This window comes from Limnohabitans sp. Jir72 (assembly GCF_003063575.1).
In the GTDB taxonomy this organism is placed as follows: domain Bacteria; phylum Pseudomonadota; class Gammaproteobacteria; order Burkholderiales; family Burkholderiaceae_C; genus Limnohabitans_A.
In genome coordinates this window covers 1-19,069 of sequence record NZ_NESC01000020.1, presented here as the reverse complement: position 1 = coordinate 19,069, position 19,069 = coordinate 1, and the positions used below count along the sequence as shown (strand labels likewise).

The 19,069-nt window shown below is 46.3% G+C and carries 17 protein-coding genes, 1 other RNA gene and 1 pseudogene; 8 read left to right on the top strand and 11 right to left on the bottom strand.

All coding sequences use genetic code 11. The features are described 5' to 3' along the window. The first annotated feature begins 203 nt into the window (after positions 1 to 203). Positions 204 to 491, top strand: coding sequence for a hypothetical protein (locus tag B9Z52_RS17750; RefSeq protein ID WP_146182885.1), 288 nt, complete (start codon positions 204 to 206; stop codon positions 489 to 491). A gap of 665 nt (positions 492 to 1,156) precedes the next feature. On the opposite strand, the gene B9Z52_RS17745 is transcribed toward B9Z52_RS17750, so the two are convergent. Both B9Z52_RS17745 and B9Z52_RS17165 read right to left on the bottom strand, forming a co-directional pair. Further along, a complete protein-coding gene (locus tag B9Z52_RS17745) occupies positions 1,157 to 1,873 on the bottom strand; it encodes a hypothetical protein (protein ID WP_146182884.1) in 717 nt (238 codons plus the stop codon). Positions 1,874 to 2,286: 413 nt separating this feature from the next. Then, positions 2,287 to 3,392 (bottom strand): IS3 family transposase gene (locus tag B9Z52_RS17165; protein ID WP_108415064.1). Its coding sequence is split into 2 segments (ribosomal slippage): positions 2,287 to 3,140 and positions 3,140 to 3,392, totalling 1,107 coding nucleotides; the frame shifts between segments, so codons are not numbered across the junction. A gap of 551 nt (positions 3,393 to 3,943) precedes the next feature. On the opposite strand from B9Z52_RS17165, the gene B9Z52_RS17160 reads away from it, so the two are divergent. The 4 genes from B9Z52_RS17160 (at position 3,944) to B9Z52_RS17150 (ending at position 7,059) form a co-directional block, all read left to right on the top strand. After that, positions 3,944 to 4,423, top strand: a complete 480-nt coding sequence (locus B9Z52_RS17160; RefSeq protein ID WP_199222134.1) for a class I SAM-dependent methyltransferase — start codon at positions 3,944 to 3,946, stop codon at positions 4,421 to 4,423. Positions 4,424 to 4,542: 119 nt separating this feature from the next. Beyond that, entirely contained in the window at positions 4,543 to 5,040 is a 498-nt protein-coding gene (locus tag B9Z52_RS17740) for a hypothetical protein (protein ID WP_146182883.1), read from the top strand. Positions 5,041 to 5,125: 85 nt separating this feature from the next. Further along, positions 5,126 to 6,112 (top strand): UDP-glucuronic acid decarboxylase family protein, encoded by a 987-nt coding sequence (locus B9Z52_RS17155; protein ID WP_233252008.1) that lies wholly within the window; start codon positions 5,126 to 5,128, stop codon positions 6,110 to 6,112. A 197-nt stretch (positions 6,113 to 6,309) separates the two neighbouring features. Further along, positions 6,310 to 7,059, top strand: coding sequence for a glycosyltransferase family A protein (locus tag B9Z52_RS17150; protein ID WP_108415062.1), 750 nt, complete (start codon positions 6,310 to 6,312; stop codon positions 7,057 to 7,059). 66 nt (positions 7,060 to 7,125) lie between these two features. Here the strand turns inward: B9Z52_RS17150 and B9Z52_RS17145 are convergent, their stop codons facing one another. The 5 genes and pseudogenes from B9Z52_RS17145 to B9Z52_RS17125 form a co-directional block, all read right to left on the bottom strand. Then, a complete protein-coding gene (locus B9Z52_RS17145) occupies positions 7,126 to 8,337 on the bottom strand; it encodes a glycosyltransferase (protein ID WP_108415061.1) in 1,212 nt (403 codons plus the stop codon). Positions 8,338 to 8,357: 20 nt separating this feature from the next. Continuing rightward, positions 8,358 to 9,323, bottom strand: a complete 966-nt coding sequence (locus B9Z52_RS17140) for a GDP-mannose 4,6-dehydratase (RefSeq protein ID WP_108415060.1) — start codon at positions 9,321 to 9,323, stop codon at positions 8,358 to 8,360. Positions 9,324 to 9,824: 501 nt separating this feature from the next. Further along, positions 9,825 to 10,115, bottom strand: a pseudogene (locus B9Z52_RS17135) (transposase); the annotation flags it as partial. Between the two features lie 299 nt (positions 10,116 to 10,414). Beyond that, positions 10,415 to 11,875: a class I adenylate-forming enzyme family protein gene (locus B9Z52_RS17130; RefSeq protein ID WP_108415059.1), complete on the bottom strand. Its 1,461-nt coding sequence runs from the start codon at positions 11,873 to 11,875 to the stop codon at positions 10,415 to 10,417. 213 nt (positions 11,876 to 12,088) lie between these two features. After that, on the bottom strand, positions 12,089 to 12,955 hold the full coding sequence (locus B9Z52_RS17125) for an FkbM family methyltransferase (RefSeq protein WP_108415058.1): 867 nt from the start codon (positions 12,953 to 12,955) through the stop codon (positions 12,089 to 12,091). Between the two features lie 441 nt (positions 12,956 to 13,396). On the opposite strand from B9Z52_RS17125, the gene B9Z52_RS17120 reads away from it, so the two are divergent. Next, positions 13,397 to 13,843 carry a (2Fe-2S)-binding protein gene (locus B9Z52_RS17120; protein WP_108415057.1) on the top strand — a complete coding sequence of 149 codons (447 nt, stop codon included), beginning with the start codon at positions 13,397 to 13,399 and terminating at the stop codon, positions 13,841 to 13,843. 13 nt (positions 13,844 to 13,856) lie between these two features. Continuing rightward, positions 13,857 to 16,130, top strand: a complete 2,274-nt coding sequence (locus B9Z52_RS17115; protein WP_108415056.1) for a xanthine dehydrogenase family protein molybdopterin-binding subunit — start codon at positions 13,857 to 13,859, stop codon at positions 16,128 to 16,130. Positions 16,131 to 16,145: 15 nt separating this feature from the next. On the opposite strand, the gene B9Z52_RS17735 is transcribed toward B9Z52_RS17115, so the two are convergent. From B9Z52_RS17735 to ubiG, 4 genes are all read right to left on the bottom strand, one after another. Continuing rightward, positions 16,146 to 16,517, bottom strand: coding sequence for a hypothetical protein (locus B9Z52_RS17735; protein ID WP_146182882.1), 372 nt, complete (start codon positions 16,515 to 16,517; stop codon positions 16,146 to 16,148). 21 nt (positions 16,518 to 16,538) lie between these two features. Next, positions 16,539 to 16,927: a transfer-messenger RNA gene (ssrA, locus tag B9Z52_RS17110) on the bottom strand. Positions 16,928 to 16,940: 13 nt separating this feature from the next. Further along, positions 16,941 to 17,606 (bottom strand): HAD-IA family hydrolase, encoded by a 666-nt coding sequence (locus B9Z52_RS17105; protein WP_108415066.1) that lies wholly within the window; start codon positions 17,604 to 17,606, stop codon positions 16,941 to 16,943. Between the two features lie 5 nt (positions 17,607 to 17,611). Next, positions 17,612 to 18,322: a bifunctional 2-polyprenyl-6-hydroxyphenol methylase/3-demethylubiquinol 3-O-methyltransferase UbiG gene (ubiG, locus tag B9Z52_RS17100; RefSeq protein ID WP_108415055.1), complete on the bottom strand. Its 711-nt coding sequence runs from the start codon at positions 18,320 to 18,322 to the stop codon at positions 17,612 to 17,614. A gap of 116 nt (positions 18,323 to 18,438) precedes the next feature. Between ubiG and B9Z52_RS17095 the strand changes: the two genes are divergently transcribed. Further along, positions 18,439 to 18,969: a helix-turn-helix domain-containing protein gene (locus B9Z52_RS17095; protein ID WP_108411841.1), complete on the top strand. Its 531-nt coding sequence runs from the start codon at positions 18,439 to 18,441 to the stop codon at positions 18,967 to 18,969. Positions 18,970 to 19,069 lie beyond the last annotated feature (100 nt).

Sequence of the window (19,069 nt, the reverse complement as noted above, 5' to 3'; positions counted from 1 at the left end):
AAAAGGCCTAGGCCTTTTGTTGTGCCTGTTGCGGGTGAGCGGTTTGAAGGGATTGTTTGAGAAATTGGCCGAAATCATCGGCAGTAACCGGCTGCAAAACTCAGATCAGCGCTGGGCGATGGCTTGAAGTGAATTTTGCAGGGACGACTAATGCAGGAATTGGATTAAATTGGTCGAGTTGTCTTAGACGTGTCGTTAGTCCCGTGGGTGAGCTGATCGGTATAGATAAATTCGAATCCGTCGGTGACGATCCGAGCAGACTGGTTAACTACGAAATGCTTGATGGAAACTGCATGATGTTTCGCCGAGAGTTTGGAGTTATCGCAGCGGCATCTTACCGTGAAACAAAACACTATGATGATGACAGAAGACTCTATGCACTCTTAAAATCTACTGCAGGGGCAAGAGGCAAAACCCACAAAGCAAGTATTGAACAAACATGTCCACATGCATTAGTTAAGTTTTTCAAAGAAAATTGCTCACAAGTTTAAATTGTTCGGAACTTGCCATTTTACACTTAGAAATCCCTGAAAATTCAGCTCTCTCATGGCCTAATTTTAGTCAGTTAAGCCATGAAACAAATGAGCTACGCTTCCAACGGTTTCTTGTTGCTCACTAAGCTCACACACAAACGGGAATTTCTTAATGAAATAGACTTTTTTGATCTCATGGTCTACGTTGATGTCGCTACCATCCTCGCGCGCCTGCAGACAAGACCGGTCGGCCGCAGGTTACCGCAGTGATGATGACATCCACCTGCTGAAACAGTTCTTTTAGCTTTCCGCCCGTACCATGTAAGAGAGGCTGCTCGCGACACCCCACATTAACAATGTCGTCCCGCCAACACCCAGAGCTGATCTGAGTTTTCCAGGGACGACTAAGTAGAGTACGACTAAATTCAATATAGTTGCTCCTTGAAAACTAACTTTAAGTCAACGCAAAGTGCTCAATTGAGTTTTTCCAAGCAATTCCACATGTCGATTTTTGTCCATTTCTGACTCAAAGACACCGAAAAACTCACCCGCAAAAATTCACAATAGTGCCGTGACCGACATTCATTGGGATACACATATGGTCTTTCGGATGGATTACCAATCACATAAAATTAAATAATAAATAGTTATTTCTAAATATCAAATATAAAATAATTGACTTCTTATTTTTTGTCAATTTGACTTGCTTCAGAAATTTTCAGCATACGCTCGATTGATTCCTCAAATATTTTTTTAGTAACAAATTTAAACATTTCATTATTTGCATATTCATTATCAATAATATGCTCCTTAATTGATGCGGGATGAAATATTTGAAGTCTATCATCTACAACAACAATATCTCCTGCCTCATATGCATGGTGACACATTAATAAATCAAAGCCCCAACCAAATTTTGAATCTTTAGGAATAGGATATATTTTTTTCAAAATATCAGTTTTACATAAGAAAAAAAAGCCCTCGACCACGCCTACCTCACGAAGTGAGGCTTTATTTTTATTTATTAAAAGCGGATATGCAGTTCGCGATTCATGAGTTACACTTGGAGAATACACAGCTATTTTTTCATTTTTCAACGATTGGATCGAAAAATAGCATAAAGATTTAACATCGTTTATTTCCACATCAGACGCAACAAACATTAGATATTTATAATTTTCTTTTAGCGCAAGCGAGACCGCAGAATTAAATAAACCTGGATAATATGTATTTTCAATTAAAAAATCAAAATCAGGAGGCGGTTTCAATGAGCCACCATCGATTAAAATGGTTGGCATAAATTTTGAAAATTGATTTTTTAAAATACTAGCATTACTAGAAAAATCATAATTGGCAATTACAACCAATATCTCTTTGCAAAAAAAATTAAAATCAATCATTTTGAAATATTTATCAATCTAATTAAATTATCTTTGATATAATTTTTTATGATATTTATTTAAATTTAATGAATAATCGATGTCAAAGCATGATGTTTTTAAAATTTTACAACACCCAAATCATAACCGTCAAGACATTTAAATTAATACGCATGATGAATAAATTAGTATTCTCTGCATACCGCACCCTCGTCGCGAAAGTATAAATTGACACCGAATCTTCACATAGTGAAACTGGATTGACCCAGACCTACTAGATAGTTCCCAGCTTTCGGGACTGGCTTTTTAATCCTGTCATTCCCCCAAACCTCTAGACACGATTCATAAGCGCAATTTGACGCTACCGCTCGAACTCATGGGTGCTAAGTTGATGGTAATCGTCCCCTTTTGCAAGGGTCTCAGAAGTAGAAACGTTACGCAGCCATGGCCAGTCGCTGCTTGGGTGTGAAACCGTCCAAGGCCATATTGGGTCGGTCGTGGTTGTAAGACCACATCCACTTCGTTGCAAAGTCTTGAACCTCTGCCAAGTCATGCCAATAGTACTGTGACAACCACTCGTACCGGACCGTCCTGTTGAATCGCTCAACATAAGCATTTTGCTGTGGGTTGCCCGGCTGGATGTATTCCAACCTAATGCCCCATTCAGGCGCCCAGTTTTGGATCGCTGAACTGATGTATTCCGGGCCGTTGTGGCAAAACCCCAAGTCAGCACAACGAATCACCTGTGGCTTTCCTCGCCACGAGATGATCTGCTTGAGCTCCCGAATCACCCGCTCTGAGGGCAACGAGAAGTCGACCTCCATACCAATGGCTTCGCGGTTGAAGTCGTCAATGACATTGAACAACCGAAACGTTCTGCCGTCTTCGAGCTGGTCGTGCATGAAGTCCATCGACCACACCTGGTTGATGCCCTGTGGCACCGTCAGCGCCTCAGGTTTCTCGCGCACCAGCCGCTTGCGGGGCTTGATCCGCAAATTGAGCTCCAGCTCCTTGTAGACGCGGTACACGCGCTTGTGATTCCATTTGAAGCCCTTGACGTTGCGCAGATACAGGTAACACAGGCCAAAGCCCCAGCTGCGGTGGTTGTCCGTCAGCTTCATCAGCCAATTGGCCACCTCGGCGTTCTCGGCATCGAGTTTGCGCTCGTAGCGGTAGCAAGATTCGCTGATGCCAAACGCTTGGCACGCCTGCCGTATGCACACGCCGCGTTCTGTCACTGCTTTTTGGGCCATCTCCCGTCTGCGAGATGGCCTCACCACTTTTTTTCGAGCGCCTCCGCCACGATCTCGGCCTTGAGCTTTTCCTCAAGGTACATCTTCTTGAGCCGCCGGTTCTCGTCTTCCAGCTCTTTCACGCGCGACATCATCGACACGTCCATGCCGCCGTATTTGGCCCGCCACTTGTAAAACGTCGCGGTGCTGATGCCCAGCTCCCGACAAATGTCGGGCACCGCAAAGCCCGCTTCGACCCGTTTGACCGCATCCATGATCTGGCTGTCGGTGAACTTTGACATTCTCATGTAGAACCTCTTCCGTTGGAAAAAATTCTACTTCTCATCCCTTTGGTTCTAGGGGACGATTACCTTCCATCGATTTGGTACGGTTCAAGGGAGGTAGGTCGCATACACATTATTGATAGTGATAACGTATAATTAACGCAAAGAAATTAACTTAATTCTGATTTTATATTTATTAGTACAATATAATTATTTACAAGAAACATAGAATATAAATCCATAAATAAATATTAAAAATTAATTAATATTTACAAATATTATCAGAACAAGGGGAACATACTACAATATAAAATTGTCGGGTGTACCACTCCAGTACATGAGCAGACTTTGGTCCTGGCAATCAAAAGAGTCAAATTTGATAATTGAAAACTACGATATTGGACTTAACTACATGAGGAAAAGATTGGTAAATGGCGGATATTGTGATATTGAACACATGCTCTATGCAACATTAAACAAATTTGTCCCAGCAGAATTGGAGTTCATTGGAGTCCAAGGCTATCTTGGCCCCACTGGAATTCTGGTAAAAGACTAACTTCTAAATTTTTCTAATCATGAAATCTCTTGATTTGGGCTGCGGCGCATACCCTAAGAATCCTTTTGATGCTGATTTTCTATATGGTGTAGATATTCGTGATGACATTGATAAAAATGTTAAGAAATCTGATCTGGTCACAGAAGCATTGCCTTTTGATGACAACTATTTTGATTTTGTTACAGCATTTGACGTCATAGAGCATATTCCAAGAATAATTTACGCACCAAATCGCATATATCCATTTGTCAATTTAATGAATGAAATTTATCGTGTACTAAAAAATGGTGGTAAATTTCTTTCTCATACACCGGCATATCCTTATGCTGAAGCTTTCCGAGATCCGACTCATGTAAATATCATAACCAACGAAACCTTTCCACTTTATTTTGACGATCAAAATAGATTAGCGAACATGTATGGTTTTAACGGATCATTCAGAATTGAAAGTCAGCAATGGTATGGGCCCCATCTCATTTCCATTTTAGTTAAAAATTAAATCTGAAATTATATTTATATGGTTAATTCAAAAAATCAAATAAATATTTTGATAATCCATATTAAAACTTCAACTGATGCATCAATCAGCATGATCTCCAAATATAAAGCAGGCGCTATATGACCATCAAGCAATTGAATGCCACATACGATCGTGAAGAGGATCGTATACTTTTAAAAATCACCGTTGAAACACTTGAAAAATCTACACATGAGTACAGATTTTGGTTCACTCGAGCCAATACTTTATGGCTTATGGCTCAAGTTGACCAACGTATTATTTCCAGTCTAAAAAATCACCATCATTCACCAGCACAAGCTGAAGAGATTGCCAATTTTCAGCAAGAAGCGCTTGCAGAAGCCAGTAACTTCAATGCTGATTTTGAAGAAGCGCCCGTCCGACCACTGGGTGATGTACCGCAGCTCGTACATCAATTGCAAATTGGTTGGGAATCTGATCAGTGCACTCTTATTTTACAGTTGCAGAACAAAAGTCACATCACAATTACGCTAACAGATCAACTGATGTCTCAGACTAAATTATTGCTACAAAAAATCTGCACACAAGCAAAATGGATCGAAGTATTGCACTTACTTACGCCAACGATCATTCATTAATGAATCTACATATAAAATATATTCAAGTTTTACAAGCCCTGAGATCATTGAAATATTTAATTACTGACTTGGAATTTTACATAAATTGACTAGCATTTTAAAATCCAAAATTCGCCAACGGATATTGGTTACCGGTGGTGCTGGCTTTCTAGGTAGTCATCTTATTGATCGCCTGATTGCTGATGGAAATGAGGTCATCTGCGTTGACAATCTTTTTACGGGAAGCAAGCGCAACATCGAGCATTTGATTGACCATGAAAATTTTCAGTTCATTCATCACGATGTTACTTATCCGCTCTATGTGGAAGTCAATCAAATCTACAATTTGGCTTGCCCAGCCAGCCCTCTACACTACCAGCATGACCCCGTCCAAACCACCAAGACCAATGTGCTAGGTGCTATTAATATGCTAGGACTCGCAAAACGTCTGAATGCACGCATTTTGCAAGCAAGTACAAGCGAGGTATATGGCGATCCACTGGTTCATCCGCAAACTGAAGAGTACTGGGGCAACGTCAACCCGATTGGAATGCGAAGCTGCTATGACGAAGGTAAACGTTGTGCTGAAACTTTATTTTTTGATTACCATCGGCAACACTCGCTCGATATTCGTGTAGCACGAATTTTTAATACCTATGGTCCACGCATGCACCCTGATGATGGAAGGGTTGTAAGCAACTTCATCGTGCAAGCCTTACTTAACAAAAACATCACTATTTACGGCGATGGGAGTCAAACACGTAGCTTTTGCTTTGTAGACGACTTGATTGAAGGCTTTATTCAGTTCATGAATTTAGCCTTACCAAGCAATGGTGGACCAGGATTTCCTGGCCCAATCAATTTGGGTAATCCTTGCGAATTCACCATAAAGCAATTGGCTGAGATGGTCATTGAACTCACGGGCAGTTCATCAAAACTTATATATCAACCCCTACCAGCGGATGATCCTGTTCAACGACAACCAAATATTACTCAGGCCTTACTGCACCTCAATGACTGGTATCCTCAGATCCAGTTACAAGAGGGCTTGAAAAAAACAATCGAATATTTTGATAAATTACAGCTTCAATGATTTCGAAATAATTTGGCCCATTGACTTCAACTCATCTAATGTCAAACCTTCTATGCAACACCTCATCTGTTGCGTAAATAATTGATATTATACAGTCTTACGTCAAAAACACAACAATTCAGGACCTCAAATCCTAAGAAGTTGAATTTCAAATTTCAAATAACTTTAACCTTCCACAAATTTTCAAATAAATTTATATGAAAAAAATTGCAGTCATTACACCATATTATAAAGAGCCAACAGACATGCTAAGACAAACGCATGAAAGCGTCCTGTGTCAACAAGGGGCTGAAATTGATCATTTCATGATCGCAGATGGTTATGCAAATTTAGAGGTGTCAAAATGGAAAACAAAGCACATTGTTCTTCCGCAGTCACACGGGGACAACGGGAATACCCCACGTGGGATAGGCAGTCTATTGGCTGATGTCGAAGGTTACGATTTCATCGCTTACCTGGATGCAGATAATTGGTTTCACGCAAATCACCTTGAGTCGCTACTCGAACTACATAACGAGACGAATGCAGATATTTGCACTTCATTCAGAACGTTTCATTCTTTAAATGGAGAACAACTCAATGTTTATGAAGAGAATGAAGACAACCTTCTTCACGTTGATACAAGTTGCCTGCTTATTCATCGCAAAGCATTTTGTCTTTCAACAATTTGGATGCAGATGCCAAGACAAGTCTCTCCAATCTGTGATCGAATTTTTGTAAGCGCAATCCATTTTAATAAATTTACCATGAAGTCTACACTGAAACGTACAGTAGCTTTCAGAAGTCAATATGAACACCACTATACTGAAGAAATGCATTTAATGCCAACCGGTTTAAAAACAGACACTACATTAAAGCCAAGTTTTGATTATTTACTCTCAGTAAATGGTGTTAATGCGTGCACAACCAAAATGGGATTCTGGCCGCCAACATATATGCCTACTTAAATTTTTAAAAATGTAACGTAATTTTCATTCTGTTATACAGCTTACTTTGATGTTCTTATATTAAAATCATGTGATAATTGCCGAGTATTTGCCTTTAATTTTCGGGAGAAATTCAAATGTACGCCAATGACAATATAACTCATCAATCCATTTTTCTAGATTGGCTGATTCTTGGTGTGCTTCGTAACTCATGCGAGCTCGTTGACCTACCGAGTTACGGTATTCAACATTCCCATACAAGAGTTTCATATAAAAAATAGCATCCTCTTTGATAGGTTCTGCCCACAGCGCTCCTGACGGAATTTTATCGCCCCAGTACGTATAGCTTTCATTTAACTCTACTGCACGACAGCGCACAAGACATGCGCTCGAAATATCCATAAAGCTCATATTCCCCGACCAGGCCGTCGCAATGACGGGCTTTCCCAATGCCATCGCTTCATGCATGCCTAAGCCAAGACCCTCCGCCTTGTGCAGAGAAACATAGACATCACAGCTTGCTGATAATTTCATCACATCGGTAAAGGCCATATCACCACGGATGATATGAATCCTTGAATCTACCGCTGCAATCTGAAGCAAGCGCTTTAAAAAATCTTTATGTTGAGGCTTATCTATATTTGTTGCTCGAATTGCCAAGTGAGCATCTAAGATATGCATCGGAAAAGCGGATTGAAATGTATCAATCAAATAAAATGGATTTTTTCTACCATTTCCTGTCATCAGATCAATGGTCCCCGCCTCTGAATCAGCATCGAATGCAAATAAGAAAATCGTACCATTATTAGGCAAATTGAATAAAGCACGATCAGGTAAAGTATCCGAGTCAACAGGCCATGTCAGTTTTGAATTAACGATATAAGTGGAATGCGTATTTAAAGCAGCCATATTGGCCAAAAAATCTGAATGAGTTAAAATTACATCATGCCGCATCAGCTCCATTGCCATGTTATTTGGCAATTTATTAAATTCCCACCATAAGTTAGCCACATGCATCTTTTTATTTAATAATAATCCAGGATTCTCATTCATCATTTTTCCAATCAACGATACTGGCATAACATAAAGATTCACAGGATGTATCAAATCCTCGACACGCTCAACCATGTATTGACTCCATTTTTTATCAACGTATTGTGGTTCAGCGTCAATTGCTGCATTCACTAAAGATATCGGAACACCTTTTTGCAGCAATGAATTTGCAATGTTGTAAGCAACGTATGTCAAGCTGAATTTTTTTCCAAAAGTGCTAATGATATTAATTCCGAAATTTTTCATAATTTATTTTCCAAATTTTCTCAATTTTTATATTCTAATTTAGCAGCAGAGACCATCTCATTGATGATTTCGGCAATTCCATATTTCGCACTCCAGCCTAATTCTTTTTCAGCTTTAGAAGAGTCACCATAACTAACTCTTAATTCATTAGGACGAAGAAGGCCTTCATCTAGAATCACGTGTTTACGCCAATCAAGACCACAACATTCAAAAGTCGTCTTCACGAAATCTTCAAGTGAACTTTTCTTTCCCGTAGACAGAACATAATCATCAGGATTATCTAGCTGAAGCATTCTCCATATCGCTTCGACGTATTCAGGTGCCCAACCCCAGTCACGTATTATTCCAATATCTCCTAATGAGAGCTTCTCGTCACTACCAGATGCTATTCTGCAAGCTGTTTGAACTACCTTTTGAGTCACAAATCGTTCTGCTCGAAGAGGTGACTCATGGTTGAACAAAATTCCTGTACACGCAAATATTTTATAAGCATCGCGGTAGTTTTCTGTTTGCCAAAATGCGCTGCACTTTGCTATGGCATAAGGGCTTTTAGGATGAAATGCAGTTGACTCATTTGCCGGTCCTTTTATACAGTTTCCAAAAATTTCGCTTGATCCGGCATTATAAAATCGGATACTTCTGCCCGTTACTTTAATCGCTTCTAGCAAATTTAAATTTGCAATACTTATACTTTCAAATGTTTCAATGGGCTGCTTAAATGAAAGAGCCACAGATGTTTGGCCTGATAAATTATAAATTTCATCTGGCTCACTGAGTAGAATCGATTTCAGAACATCTTCATAATTACTCAATGTCATTGACATCAATTTAATATTTGATGCAATTCCCAGTGCATTCAAGTTCTTCATTGTTGCCATCTGGACATCACGTGAAGTCCCCCAAACCTCATAGCCTTTTAAAATAAGAAGTCTGGCAAGATACGCACCATCTTGACCCGTGACACCACAAATCAGCACTTTTTTCATACGAGCATCGGATCACAACCAGATTATTTGAAAGAATTATATTCGCCCATCATAGATTGTCGAATTATCGGTAAATGCAAAAAGACTTTGAAAATCTCACTTCAATTGCTCAACTACTTGACGTGCGATCTGTTCTGTCGGTTTTGCAACCTGAGGTTTGGCAGCCATGGCGAATAAAAATTGGTCACAGATAATCTTGCTAATTTTTTCATATCATATACGGTAATTTTATTTTTTTAAACTATTTTTTATGTTACCTTTTAATTTACATATACATTGCCCTAATTGAGAAAAAAGGAACCAATTCGCTTGATTAATCAGGAAATTTTATCCCGCCTAAAATAAAAATATGACTTAGGGATGGTCTGCATGACCCCCTCCAAAGCGCGAGTTCAAGCGTGAACATTCGTATGGTGAAACCGACGTTGGATTCGCCGTCGATTCCCACTCGTTTCGGCCCAGTTGGGCCTGCCTTTGTGCTCTCGCCCGCACCGCAGGCGAACTCATGCTTGCATCCAGGTGGGCAAACTCTTGATACAGCGGAATATCGTGCAGCTCCTCCTCCATGGTAGGGTCGGAGTGACCAAAGAACTGCTGGAGCAGGTGAATGCGCAGCATCACTTCTGTGGCAAACGGTGGGCGGCCAGTCCTGCCCGCAGGCGCATGAGGTGTGATCAGCGCCAACAATTCAGACCAAGGGATCACCAGGTTCATTTCATCGAGAAACTCACGCTTGCGCATGCGTTTGGTGACCAGCTCGAAACCGGTGGAAGCAAGGCTCATTTGCTTCATGGCTCAACTGTCTCAGATCAGGCCGTCACGGGGCTGACTTTTGCAGACCTTCCTTAAAAATTAGACTTTTTGATGTTCAGTGGGTTCATGGCTTGCTTTGCACTTCCGGCACCCCCGCCAATGCAGGCCAATGTGCATGAAGGCAAGCAAATTCGGACAAACCTGTCAGCAAACTCGTCCATCGCTTCAGACAATTTTTCTGGTGACGCTATGGGTATTTAGGCTCACAGGGCTGAGTGTCCGTCAAGTCGGATCAAGCCCACACTCATGGGGCAAAGAGTGCGACACAAGTCACGAACTCAATCTTTCGAAACCGCTCCAAAAATCTGCTGGCGCAATGTCCATCGGTCGACTTTGCTGACACCCGATTTGGTGCGCGGAAAAACGGGTTGCATGATCCATCGGACATGGTCAAACACACTCAACTGGCTGCGCAATAGATCAAACTCGGAGGCCGATGGCTGTTGACCACCTTCACAAACCACCAAAACTTCCTCAAATCCTTTTTCATCGATGCCGTTGAAAATGCAAACTGCCGAAACACCCAATAAATCCTGAATGGCCTGCTCAACAGGTGCCACGGCCATTTTGTTTCCCTTAACATTCAACACATCGGCATTACGGCCCAGCACACGTATGCAACCATCTGAGCGTTGAACAGCCATGTCGCCTGGATACAAATACCCTTGCCTGAAAACCAGACGGCTAGCCGTCTCGTCGTCAAGGTAAGACTGCGCGTCATACGACTCCAAGCGCATCCGCAACTGCCCCTCCTCTCCCACACCACACAGCTGGTCATTCTCGTCGACGATCTCGACAGAACGCCCGGGAGCCACCGACAGCCAATGCATCTGCTCAACGTCATCAACGCGACTGTAAAGTGCTGAGCGTCTCATCTCACTAGAGCCGTAACCGATGCGCAAATCCGTGGTCAACTGCTGCTTGATCAGCAAGGCCTGACCCGTAGTAATAAACCCCCCCGAGACCCATAAAACCCAGTGGCCGGGTGCATTAGGCTGGCGATCCTGCGCCAAGAGTGCGGACACCATGTCTGGCACCAGCATGGTCCCGCACGGACGTCGCACAAAATACTGGGCCCAGTCCTGTCTTTGGTCAAAAACCACATGCCCTCCAAGGCACCAAACCGCTATCGGTGACCAGTAACCGACCGCAGTCCACATGCGCAAATTCCCGACAAACCAAGGTTCATCGGCGCGAACGCCGAAGCTTTGAGCTTGCTCTAATTGGTCCAACTCGTTGCGCGCCAACTGCACGATCAATTTGTAACGCCCTGTTGTGCCAGATGTGTAAATCAGGTGATCCCCCGCGATCGGCCGGGCTGAGTCCAGCGTGGGGGGGGGGCCATCTGCAATCTGCCGGTAGAAAAAGCGGGGCACCTGAATATGTACTGCGCCCGGCCAGGCTTGTGCCGCGGTCGTGCTCAGCTGGCCTTCAATGGTATCGCTCAGCACGCAGCTGACCCCTTTCAACCCCAGTGTCATAGCGACATCCAGGTTTAATACCGCCACCGTGTTCATGCCCAATGAGCGCAAGGTCAAAATCATTGTCCAGCAATCGAGCAAATTGTCTATGACAACCACCGCCATGCTTCCCACAGGCAAATCATGGACGCGCAAAAAACGGTGCGCACCATCAATACCGCGCGCAAAGCGCGCGTAGCTGACGGGTTGATCATTCCAGACCAAGGCCGTGCGCTCTGGTGTTTTATGGGCCCAATCGTAAATTCGCTCAATCAGCATTGTGTCTTCGCTTCACATCAATATCTTTGTGGATGGCTCGGGGTTTGGTGTTCGCTTGGCTCATCGCCGGATCACGCCCCTGGTCATGGGGCAGCGAACGCGACAAAAGACACGAGTGCAATTATTTTAAATCGCTACAAAAATCTGCATTGACCCCGCCAAATTTGCAGGGGTAATCCACACGACCTCAATCAACCGTCCACAAAAAAGTTCTTATACCCCTGGCTCGGTCTTGACTCGCGGCATTATCCCAAGAAGTTTTATGAATGCCTCTGCTTGCGATGATGTGTAATCTAATCTGTACGTTCGGAGCGCTTCCGGCAAAAACTGAAGCTGGCTCATGGGGACAGAAATTGAATGCCATGGAAGCCTTATTTCTGTTTTATTAGACAAAATAGTTCCATCAAAGCCGGCAAAAATAAATTGGGGATGGTTGCCTGGCAAATTCACATCTTGCAGATGAACTCTCCCGTCTGTAACACAATCGATCAAATCTTGTCTCACGAAGAGCACATTGCATTGAGTGGCTTCAACCAACGCATAGCCTTTAGAATTAGCCAGACGAACAAGTGCTGATGCGCTCGATCCTTGCTTTATTGAAAAATCTCTGGGTTGAACAAAGTCAAGGATATTTGGAATGGTCGGATTGAATTCAATGCAAATAATTTTGGGCTTATAGGCGTTGAAGCTCTCCAAGACGTAATAGTCCATACCGTCGATGTCGACAGACAAAAAGTCAAAGTCGTGGGGGATGGGCGTCTTAGCAAGTAGGTTTTCAAGCGTTTTTTCACCGTCGACGCTTACAAATTCGCAAAGCTTATGGACGTTAGCTTGAGGGAAGTTGGCTTCAAGCTGTTTGATCTTTTGGCTGTCCCCTTCGAGCAAAACAGCGCTGTAACCCTCTTCACGGATGAGTCTACACGTGTTCGACAGGTAAACGCCATCCCAGGCACCAAACTCAACACACCATTTGTTGAGGGCGTGTTTTTTCGAAATCCTAGTAAGAATTTCTTGTATCAAGCCATCTTCACCGTTTTGAGAGTAGACATTTTTTTGAAAAGACTTTAATGCTGTCAACATGGCATTCCTTTGATTGAAGTTGCACTCGATCTCTTGAGCGCAACTTGTTTCTAGTTCAAGGTCAGGCGTGCTTGTCCCAGTGACGCCATGGGTTTTGTATGCGCTATTGAATTTTAGCTTGCCAGTCTGGCCTGCATTGATATCTCCTATGTCGCAAGTGCCAGAGATCCGAGGTTGTGTCTAAAGGAGTCTGAGCTGAGGTGCTAGTGCATCTGGCAACTTGGACTTGGCGGTTTGAGTAGCAATCATGCATTGACATAACTCAACCACACGTCAGCGGCGTCATCTTTGTTGACAAACACTGATAAAGATCAAATTGATATCGAAAGATAGAAAAATTCATAGATGTTTTTTTCATTTTCTTCAAAATAGCAATATATTTCTAAAATATTTGCCTTAAAACTGAAAAATCAATTAACTTTTCGCCCAAGGAGATTAAAAATGGCCAATTCATACAACTTGATCGTCAACGGAGTCAGCAAGTCTGTGACTGTCAGCAGCGCCAGCATGCCTTTGCTGTGGGTCTTGCGGGACATACTGGGTTTGACAGGTACGAAATACGGCTGCGGTATCGAAGTGTGCGGTGCCTGTACCGTTTTGGTAAACGGTCAGCGCGAACACTCTTGTGTTGTGGACGTTTCATCCGTCGCTGGAAAAAACATTTTGACTGTTGAAGGTTTGACGGGCGATGCCGTTGGCCAAAAGGTGCAGAAGGCCTGGACTGACAACCAAGTCCCTCAATGCGGCTACTGTCAGCCGGGGATGATGATGGCTTGCACCGGTTCGATCAAGGCCGGGCACCATGGCAAGGAGATTGCCTCGGACCTGAATCATATTTGCATGTGCGGTACTTATTCGCGCATTCGCACCTCCATCCAAAGCTTGTAAGCAGGAGACCACAATGCGTACAAATTCTCAATTTTCTCCGCTCAAGCGCAATCCCTTGCTGGCGGAAGGCCTCACACGCAGACAATGGCTGGTCAGGGCTGCTGCAGGCGGTGGCTTGGTATTGGGCGTGGCACTGCCAGACTTGGACAATGGCTTAGCCCACGCTCAGACCGCAACGTCTTTTGCCACCGTAGCTGGTTGGATCACGGTCGGCACAGACGAATCGATCACGGTGATGGTTCCGATATCGGAAATGGGCCAAGGCACGATGACAGGTTTGGCGACGATCGTTGCCGATCAACTGATGGTGGATTGGAGCCGCATCAAAGTGCAGCACGCCCCTGTAGACGCCTCTCACGGAGGCGCAAACGCCAATGCCTATGGCTTTCGCTTCACCGGTGGGAGTCTGGGCATGCGCCTGACAGCACAAATAATGCAACAGGCAGCCGCCGCTGCCAGGCAATTGCTGATGAATGCTGCCGCCCAATTGATGGGCACCACAGACAGCAACTGCACGCTCAAGCTGGATGCAGACTTGATTACCCGCATCCATCAAAATTCAAGCTTACAGGCCTACAGTTACGGACAGGCCGCTGCCAAAGCAGCAACACTGACTCTGGGTACAGGTGCAGTCACTTTACTGCCCAGCAGGTATGCCAATGCACTCGTTTCGCCTGCGCGAGTTGATATCCCCACCAAGATCACGGGTGAAGCGAAATTTGGCATCGACATTTTCGAGCCAGGCATGTTGTTCGCAGCAGTCAAGCATTGCCCAACCGTTGGCGGCACGGTGCTCAACGTGAGCAGCAAACCGTCGAGTGCATTCGCGGTGGTCAAAGTGGGCGCCAATGCAATCAATGGTGTTGCTGTCGTGTCTGGCACCACCTGGGATGCCATGCAGGCGGCAAAGAGTCTGTCCGTCAACTGGGCCATGCCCACAGATGTGAGCAGCCGCGACTCAATCAACATCACGGCCAGAGCCAGCGTCCTGATGAGTGCCGGAAATGCCATCACGGCACAGACCAGCGGAGATGTGTCTTTGGGCTTGGTATCACCAAGCATCAATTCGGTCTACCAGGTACCGTATTTAGCGCATGCTGCACTGGAGCCGCTCAACTGCACCGTGCGATTTACACCTGCGGCCAATGGTTTACCAGCCATTTGTGAAGTTTGGGCCCCAACCCAGGCGCCCGACCTTGTGTTGCAAACCGTCCAGAAAATGTGCCCTGCCGGAACAACCCCAAAAGTGGTCAACACACTGCTGGGAGGTGGCTTTGGCCGCAAGTTCGAGCTTGATTTCGTGATCGAAGCCATTCAAGTAGGTTTGGCCTGTCCTGGTAAATTGGTCAAGCTGACATGGCCACGTGAACAGGACTTTGGCAATGACCAGTTCCGTCCCATGGCAATGTCCCGCATCACAGCCACAGCCACGGGGGGCAAGATCACAGCTTGGTACAACCGGATCGTGACACCATCCATTGCATACCAACGAGGGGGCAACGGACTGGACGGCGAAGCTGTCCACGGTGCCATCAACCGAACCGGTTATGACGATGCAGGCCTGCCCTACGCAGTGCCCAACTCCTTGGTCCAATGGGTGCCACACGATGCGCCGATTCCAGTAGGCTACTGGCGTTCGGTCGGTATGTCGTTCAATACATTCGCCGTCGAGTCGGCAATCGACGAGCTGGCTGCAGCATCGACGATGGACCCCTTTGATTTTCGGATGAACAACTTGACCGAAGCTCGGCTGGGGCCTGTGCTAACAGCATTGCGGTCACTGTCTGGCTGGAACACAGCGCCTGCAGCAGGTCGGGCACGGGGCTTGGCCATTGCAGCAGGATTTGGCAGTTTTGTGGGGCAAGTTGCAGAAATTTCGGTCAACAGCACGACGGGGGCAGTCACAGTGCACCGGGTCAGTACTGTGTTGGACTGCGGCAAAGCTATACACCGCGACGCCATCAAAGCACAGATCGAAGGTGCCGTGGCGCAGGCCATGTCAGCGACACTTTGGGCGCAACAGACGTTTGTCAATGGTGTGCCTCAAGCCAGCAATTACAACCGCTACCGCCCGGTCAAATTGCAAGACATGCCTCAAATTGATATTCAGATCATTGAAGGCGGTGGGCTGGGAGGCGTGGGTGAAATTGGCATTCCTTGTGTGGCGCCGGCCATTGCCAATGCGTACGCACGACTGGTTGCACAAGGCTTGCTTGTTGGCGGAATTGCCGCAACACGTAAACGCGACTTGCCATTCTTCCCTGGCACAACCTTGGGCGGTCTGTAACGCTGGGCAGTCTGATCACTTGGGAGATTTGGTGACATGACCGGGCATCAAGCCCGGTTGTGCGACACCTGCGCCTGGCAATTGACCGGGCGACAAATCCAAAGCTTGCGCAGGGTTTGCACCTGCCGGTGGTTTCTCAGTACTTGAGGCACCCTGTGCAGGAGCAACCAAGGTAGGCATGGAGGTCACTGCCGATTTGTCTGTTTGTTGCGGTGATTCAGTTGGTGATGGCGAACAAGCTGAAATCAGGCCTAGCAACGCAACGCCGTAGAGGACTAAGAGGTGATTTTTCATTTTAAGAACGGAGATACCCCGCAAAATCATGTTGATGAGCGCATCAACACAAGCCATTGCCAACATGAAAAAGCCGCCAGACATTTCTGCCAAGCGGCTTCATCACAGTTCATATGGTGGAGCTGGGGGGATTTGAACCCCCGTCCATAAGTCTTTTTCGTACAGTTCTACATGTGTAGTCGTCTGATTTGAGTCTCGCCAAATGAACCGCGCAGCGACACGCTGAACACCCAGCCAGTACCCTTTTTTCTCACACCGCCTCAAGGTACCCGAGGTGATGCCAGCCCATATGTTTTACCTTGCAGCCAGGACTTTGAGGGGTTTAACCCCCTCATCACCCTAACCCAGCCTATCGGCCAACTGTTGCAAGGCTCACCGGATTAAGCGGCGAGTGCGAAACGTTCGTCGTTTGCAGTTAGTTTTTTTTCCGAAGTTTTACGAGGATCAGAACCTCGACATGCCCTGCCACGCGTCCGAACCCATGTCGAAACCAGTGCAGCCCCTGAGTGATCTATTTTAGGCCTGGTTGAGCGATTTCAAGAGGTCCAGCGGAGAATCAATGTGCAAATGGGCATTCCAGCGTGAAATATCGGCCTGCGCACCCAAATAACCGTAGGTGGCCGCCACCGTGCCCATGCCTGCGGCCAAGCCAGCGACGATGTCGCGCTCGTCGTCCCCCACATACACGCATCGGGCAGGATCAATCCTCAAACGACGAGCCGCCTCGAACAAGGGCTCTGGATGAGGTTTGGCGTGCGGCGTGGTGTTGCCACTGACAATCGCGCGCGCCGTGGCAAACAAGGGCATGGCCGCGGTCAGCGGGTCGGTGAAGCGGCTGGATTTGTTGGTCACCACACCCCACGCCAAGCCTTGCGCCACCAGGGCATGAACCATGTCCACCACGCCATCAAAGATGCGGGTGCGCTCGGTCATGCAATTTTCGTAGTTGACGAAAAACTCTTCTTTCATCGCATCGAAATCGGGATGCTCAGGCGTCATGCCAAAACCCAAGCCAATCATGCCGCGAGCACCTGCACCGGCCATGGGGCGGTAGTACTCCAGTGGCAAAGAGGGCATACCTCGGGCCACGCGCATTTTGTCTACGGCTGCACCCAAGTCAGGGGCGCTGTCAATGAGCGTGCCATCCAGATCAAACAAGACGGCTTCAACATTCTTGAACATGCTTTTCAAGCCTTTCGGCACGCCATCAAATAATTCACACTGGTGTCATTGCTGAGCCAGTAGCGGCGTGTGAACGGGTTGTATTCCATGCCCTTGAAACCCTGAACATCCAGACCTGCATCGCGAGCCCAATTGGACAACTCACTGGGTTTGATCATGCGGGCGAATTCGTGCGTGCCTTTGGGCAGGAGCTTGAGGATGTATTCCGCCCCCACGATGGCAAACAGGAAAGATTTAGGGTTCCGGTTGAGGGTCGAGAAAAACACCCAGCCACCAGGCTTGACCATTTGCACGCAAGCATGGACCACCGATGCGGGATCGGGCACATGCTCCAGCATTTCCATGCAAGTGACCACATCAAATTGCGCTGGCTGCTCTTGCGCCAAGGCTTCTGCACTGATCTCGCGGTATTGAACACCGCTTGTACCTGCTTCCAAGGCATGCAGTTGCGCCACTTTGAGCGATTTGGTCGCCAGGTCAATGCCAGTGACTTGCGCACCCTTGCGGGCCATGGCGTCAGCCAAAATACCGCCGCCACAGCCCACATCCACCACTTTCTGGCCAGACAGTGGTATCAGCCCGTTGATCCAGTTCAGCCGCAGCGGGTTGATCTGGTGCAGAGGGCGAAATTCACTCTCAGGGTCCCACCATCGGTGAGCGAGGTCAGAGAACTTGGCCAATTCGGCCGGGTCGACGTTGTTTGCGGCTTGAGTCATGAGTGGAGATTGTGATGCAAGTGCCCCATGGGCTTGGGTCACAGGCATAAAAAAAGCCCCATTGCTGAACTGCACCCCAAAAGTTGGACACCAATCCAACCTTTGGGGTGTTTTTCATGACGAAGTACGACGAGAAATTTAAAAAATCTGTTGTTCAAGATTACTTAGCCGGTGGGGGTGGCTACACAAAGCTTTCTGCCAAGTACGGAGTCAATGATGGACAGATACGGCATTGGGTGGGCGCCTTTCTTCAAAACGGCGATAGTGGGCTAACCAAGAAGTCCAGTCATTACAGCGCTGAATTTAAGCTGCGTGTCCTAGAGCACATGTGGCGCGAAGAGCTTTCGTTTAACCAGACCATTCACTTGTTTGATCTGCGCGGGGGCACTGGAGTTGTCTCGGATTGGGAGCGCAAGTACCATGAGGGCGGTATCACAGCATTAGCTCCCAAGCCCCGAGGGCGCCCAAAACCGATGAAACCTCCCGAACCCACTACGCCCTCTAGCGAGCAGCCCGTGCAGGACAAAACGTTGCAAGAGCTGCAACGCGAAAATGAGTACTTGCGAGCGGAGGTGGCTTATCTAAAAAAGTTGGATGCCTTAGTTCGAGCCAAGCAGCAGGCTGCGCAGACAAAGCGAAAGCCCTGATCGAACTAAGGCAGCATCACCCCTTGGCCACTTTGCTCCAGGTGGCCGAGCTGCCTCGCAGCACGTTTTACTACCAAGTCAAGGCGCTGCAAAGGGATGA

Bases quoted from the DNA above. Each gene is read 5' to 3' on its own strand.
- B9Z52_RS17745 (WP_146182884.1), bottom strand. From the start codon at position 1,873: ATGATTGATTTTAATTTTTTTTGCAAAGAGATATTGGTTGTAATTGCC.
- B9Z52_RS17160 (WP_199222134.1), top strand. From the start codon at position 3,944: ATGAAATCTCTTGATTTGGGCTGCGGCGCATACCCTAAGAATCCTTTT.
- B9Z52_RS17740 (WP_146182883.1), top strand. From the start codon at position 4,543: ATGACCATCAAGCAATTGAATGCCACATACGATCGTGAAGAGGATCGT.
- B9Z52_RS17150 (WP_108415062.1), top strand. From the start codon at position 6,310: ATGAAAAAAATTGCAGTCATTACACCATATTATAAAGAGCCAACAGAC.
- B9Z52_RS17145 (WP_108415061.1), bottom strand. From the start codon at position 8,337: ATGAAAAATTTCGGAATTAATATCATTAGCACTTTTGGAAAAAAATTC.
- B9Z52_RS17140 (WP_108415060.1), bottom strand. From the start codon at position 9,323: ATGAAAAAAGTGCTGATTTGTGGTGTCACGGGTCAAGATGGTGCGTAT.
- B9Z52_RS17130 (WP_108415059.1), bottom strand. From the start codon at position 11,875: ATGCTGATTGAGCGAATTTACGATTGGGCCCATAAAACACCAGAGCGC.
- B9Z52_RS17125 (WP_108415058.1), bottom strand. From the start codon at position 12,955: ATGTTGACAGCATTAAAGTCTTTTCAAAAAAATGTCTACTCTCAAAAC.
- B9Z52_RS17120 (WP_108415057.1), top strand. From the start codon at position 13,397: ATGGCCAATTCATACAACTTGATCGTCAACGGAGTCAGCAAGTCTGTG.
- B9Z52_RS17115 (WP_108415056.1), top strand. From the start codon at position 13,857: ATGCGTACAAATTCTCAATTTTCTCCGCTCAAGCGCAATCCCTTGCTG.
- B9Z52_RS17105 (WP_108415066.1), bottom strand. From the start codon at position 17,606: ATGTTCAAGAATGTTGAAGCCGTCTTGTTTGATCTGGATGGCACGCTC.
- ubiG (WP_108415055.1), bottom strand. From the start codon at position 18,322: ATGACTCAAGCCGCAAACAACGTCGACCCGGCCGAATTGGCCAAGTTC.
- B9Z52_RS17095 (WP_108411841.1), top strand. From the start codon at position 18,439: ATGACGAAGTACGACGAGAAATTTAAAAAATCTGTTGTTCAAGATTAC.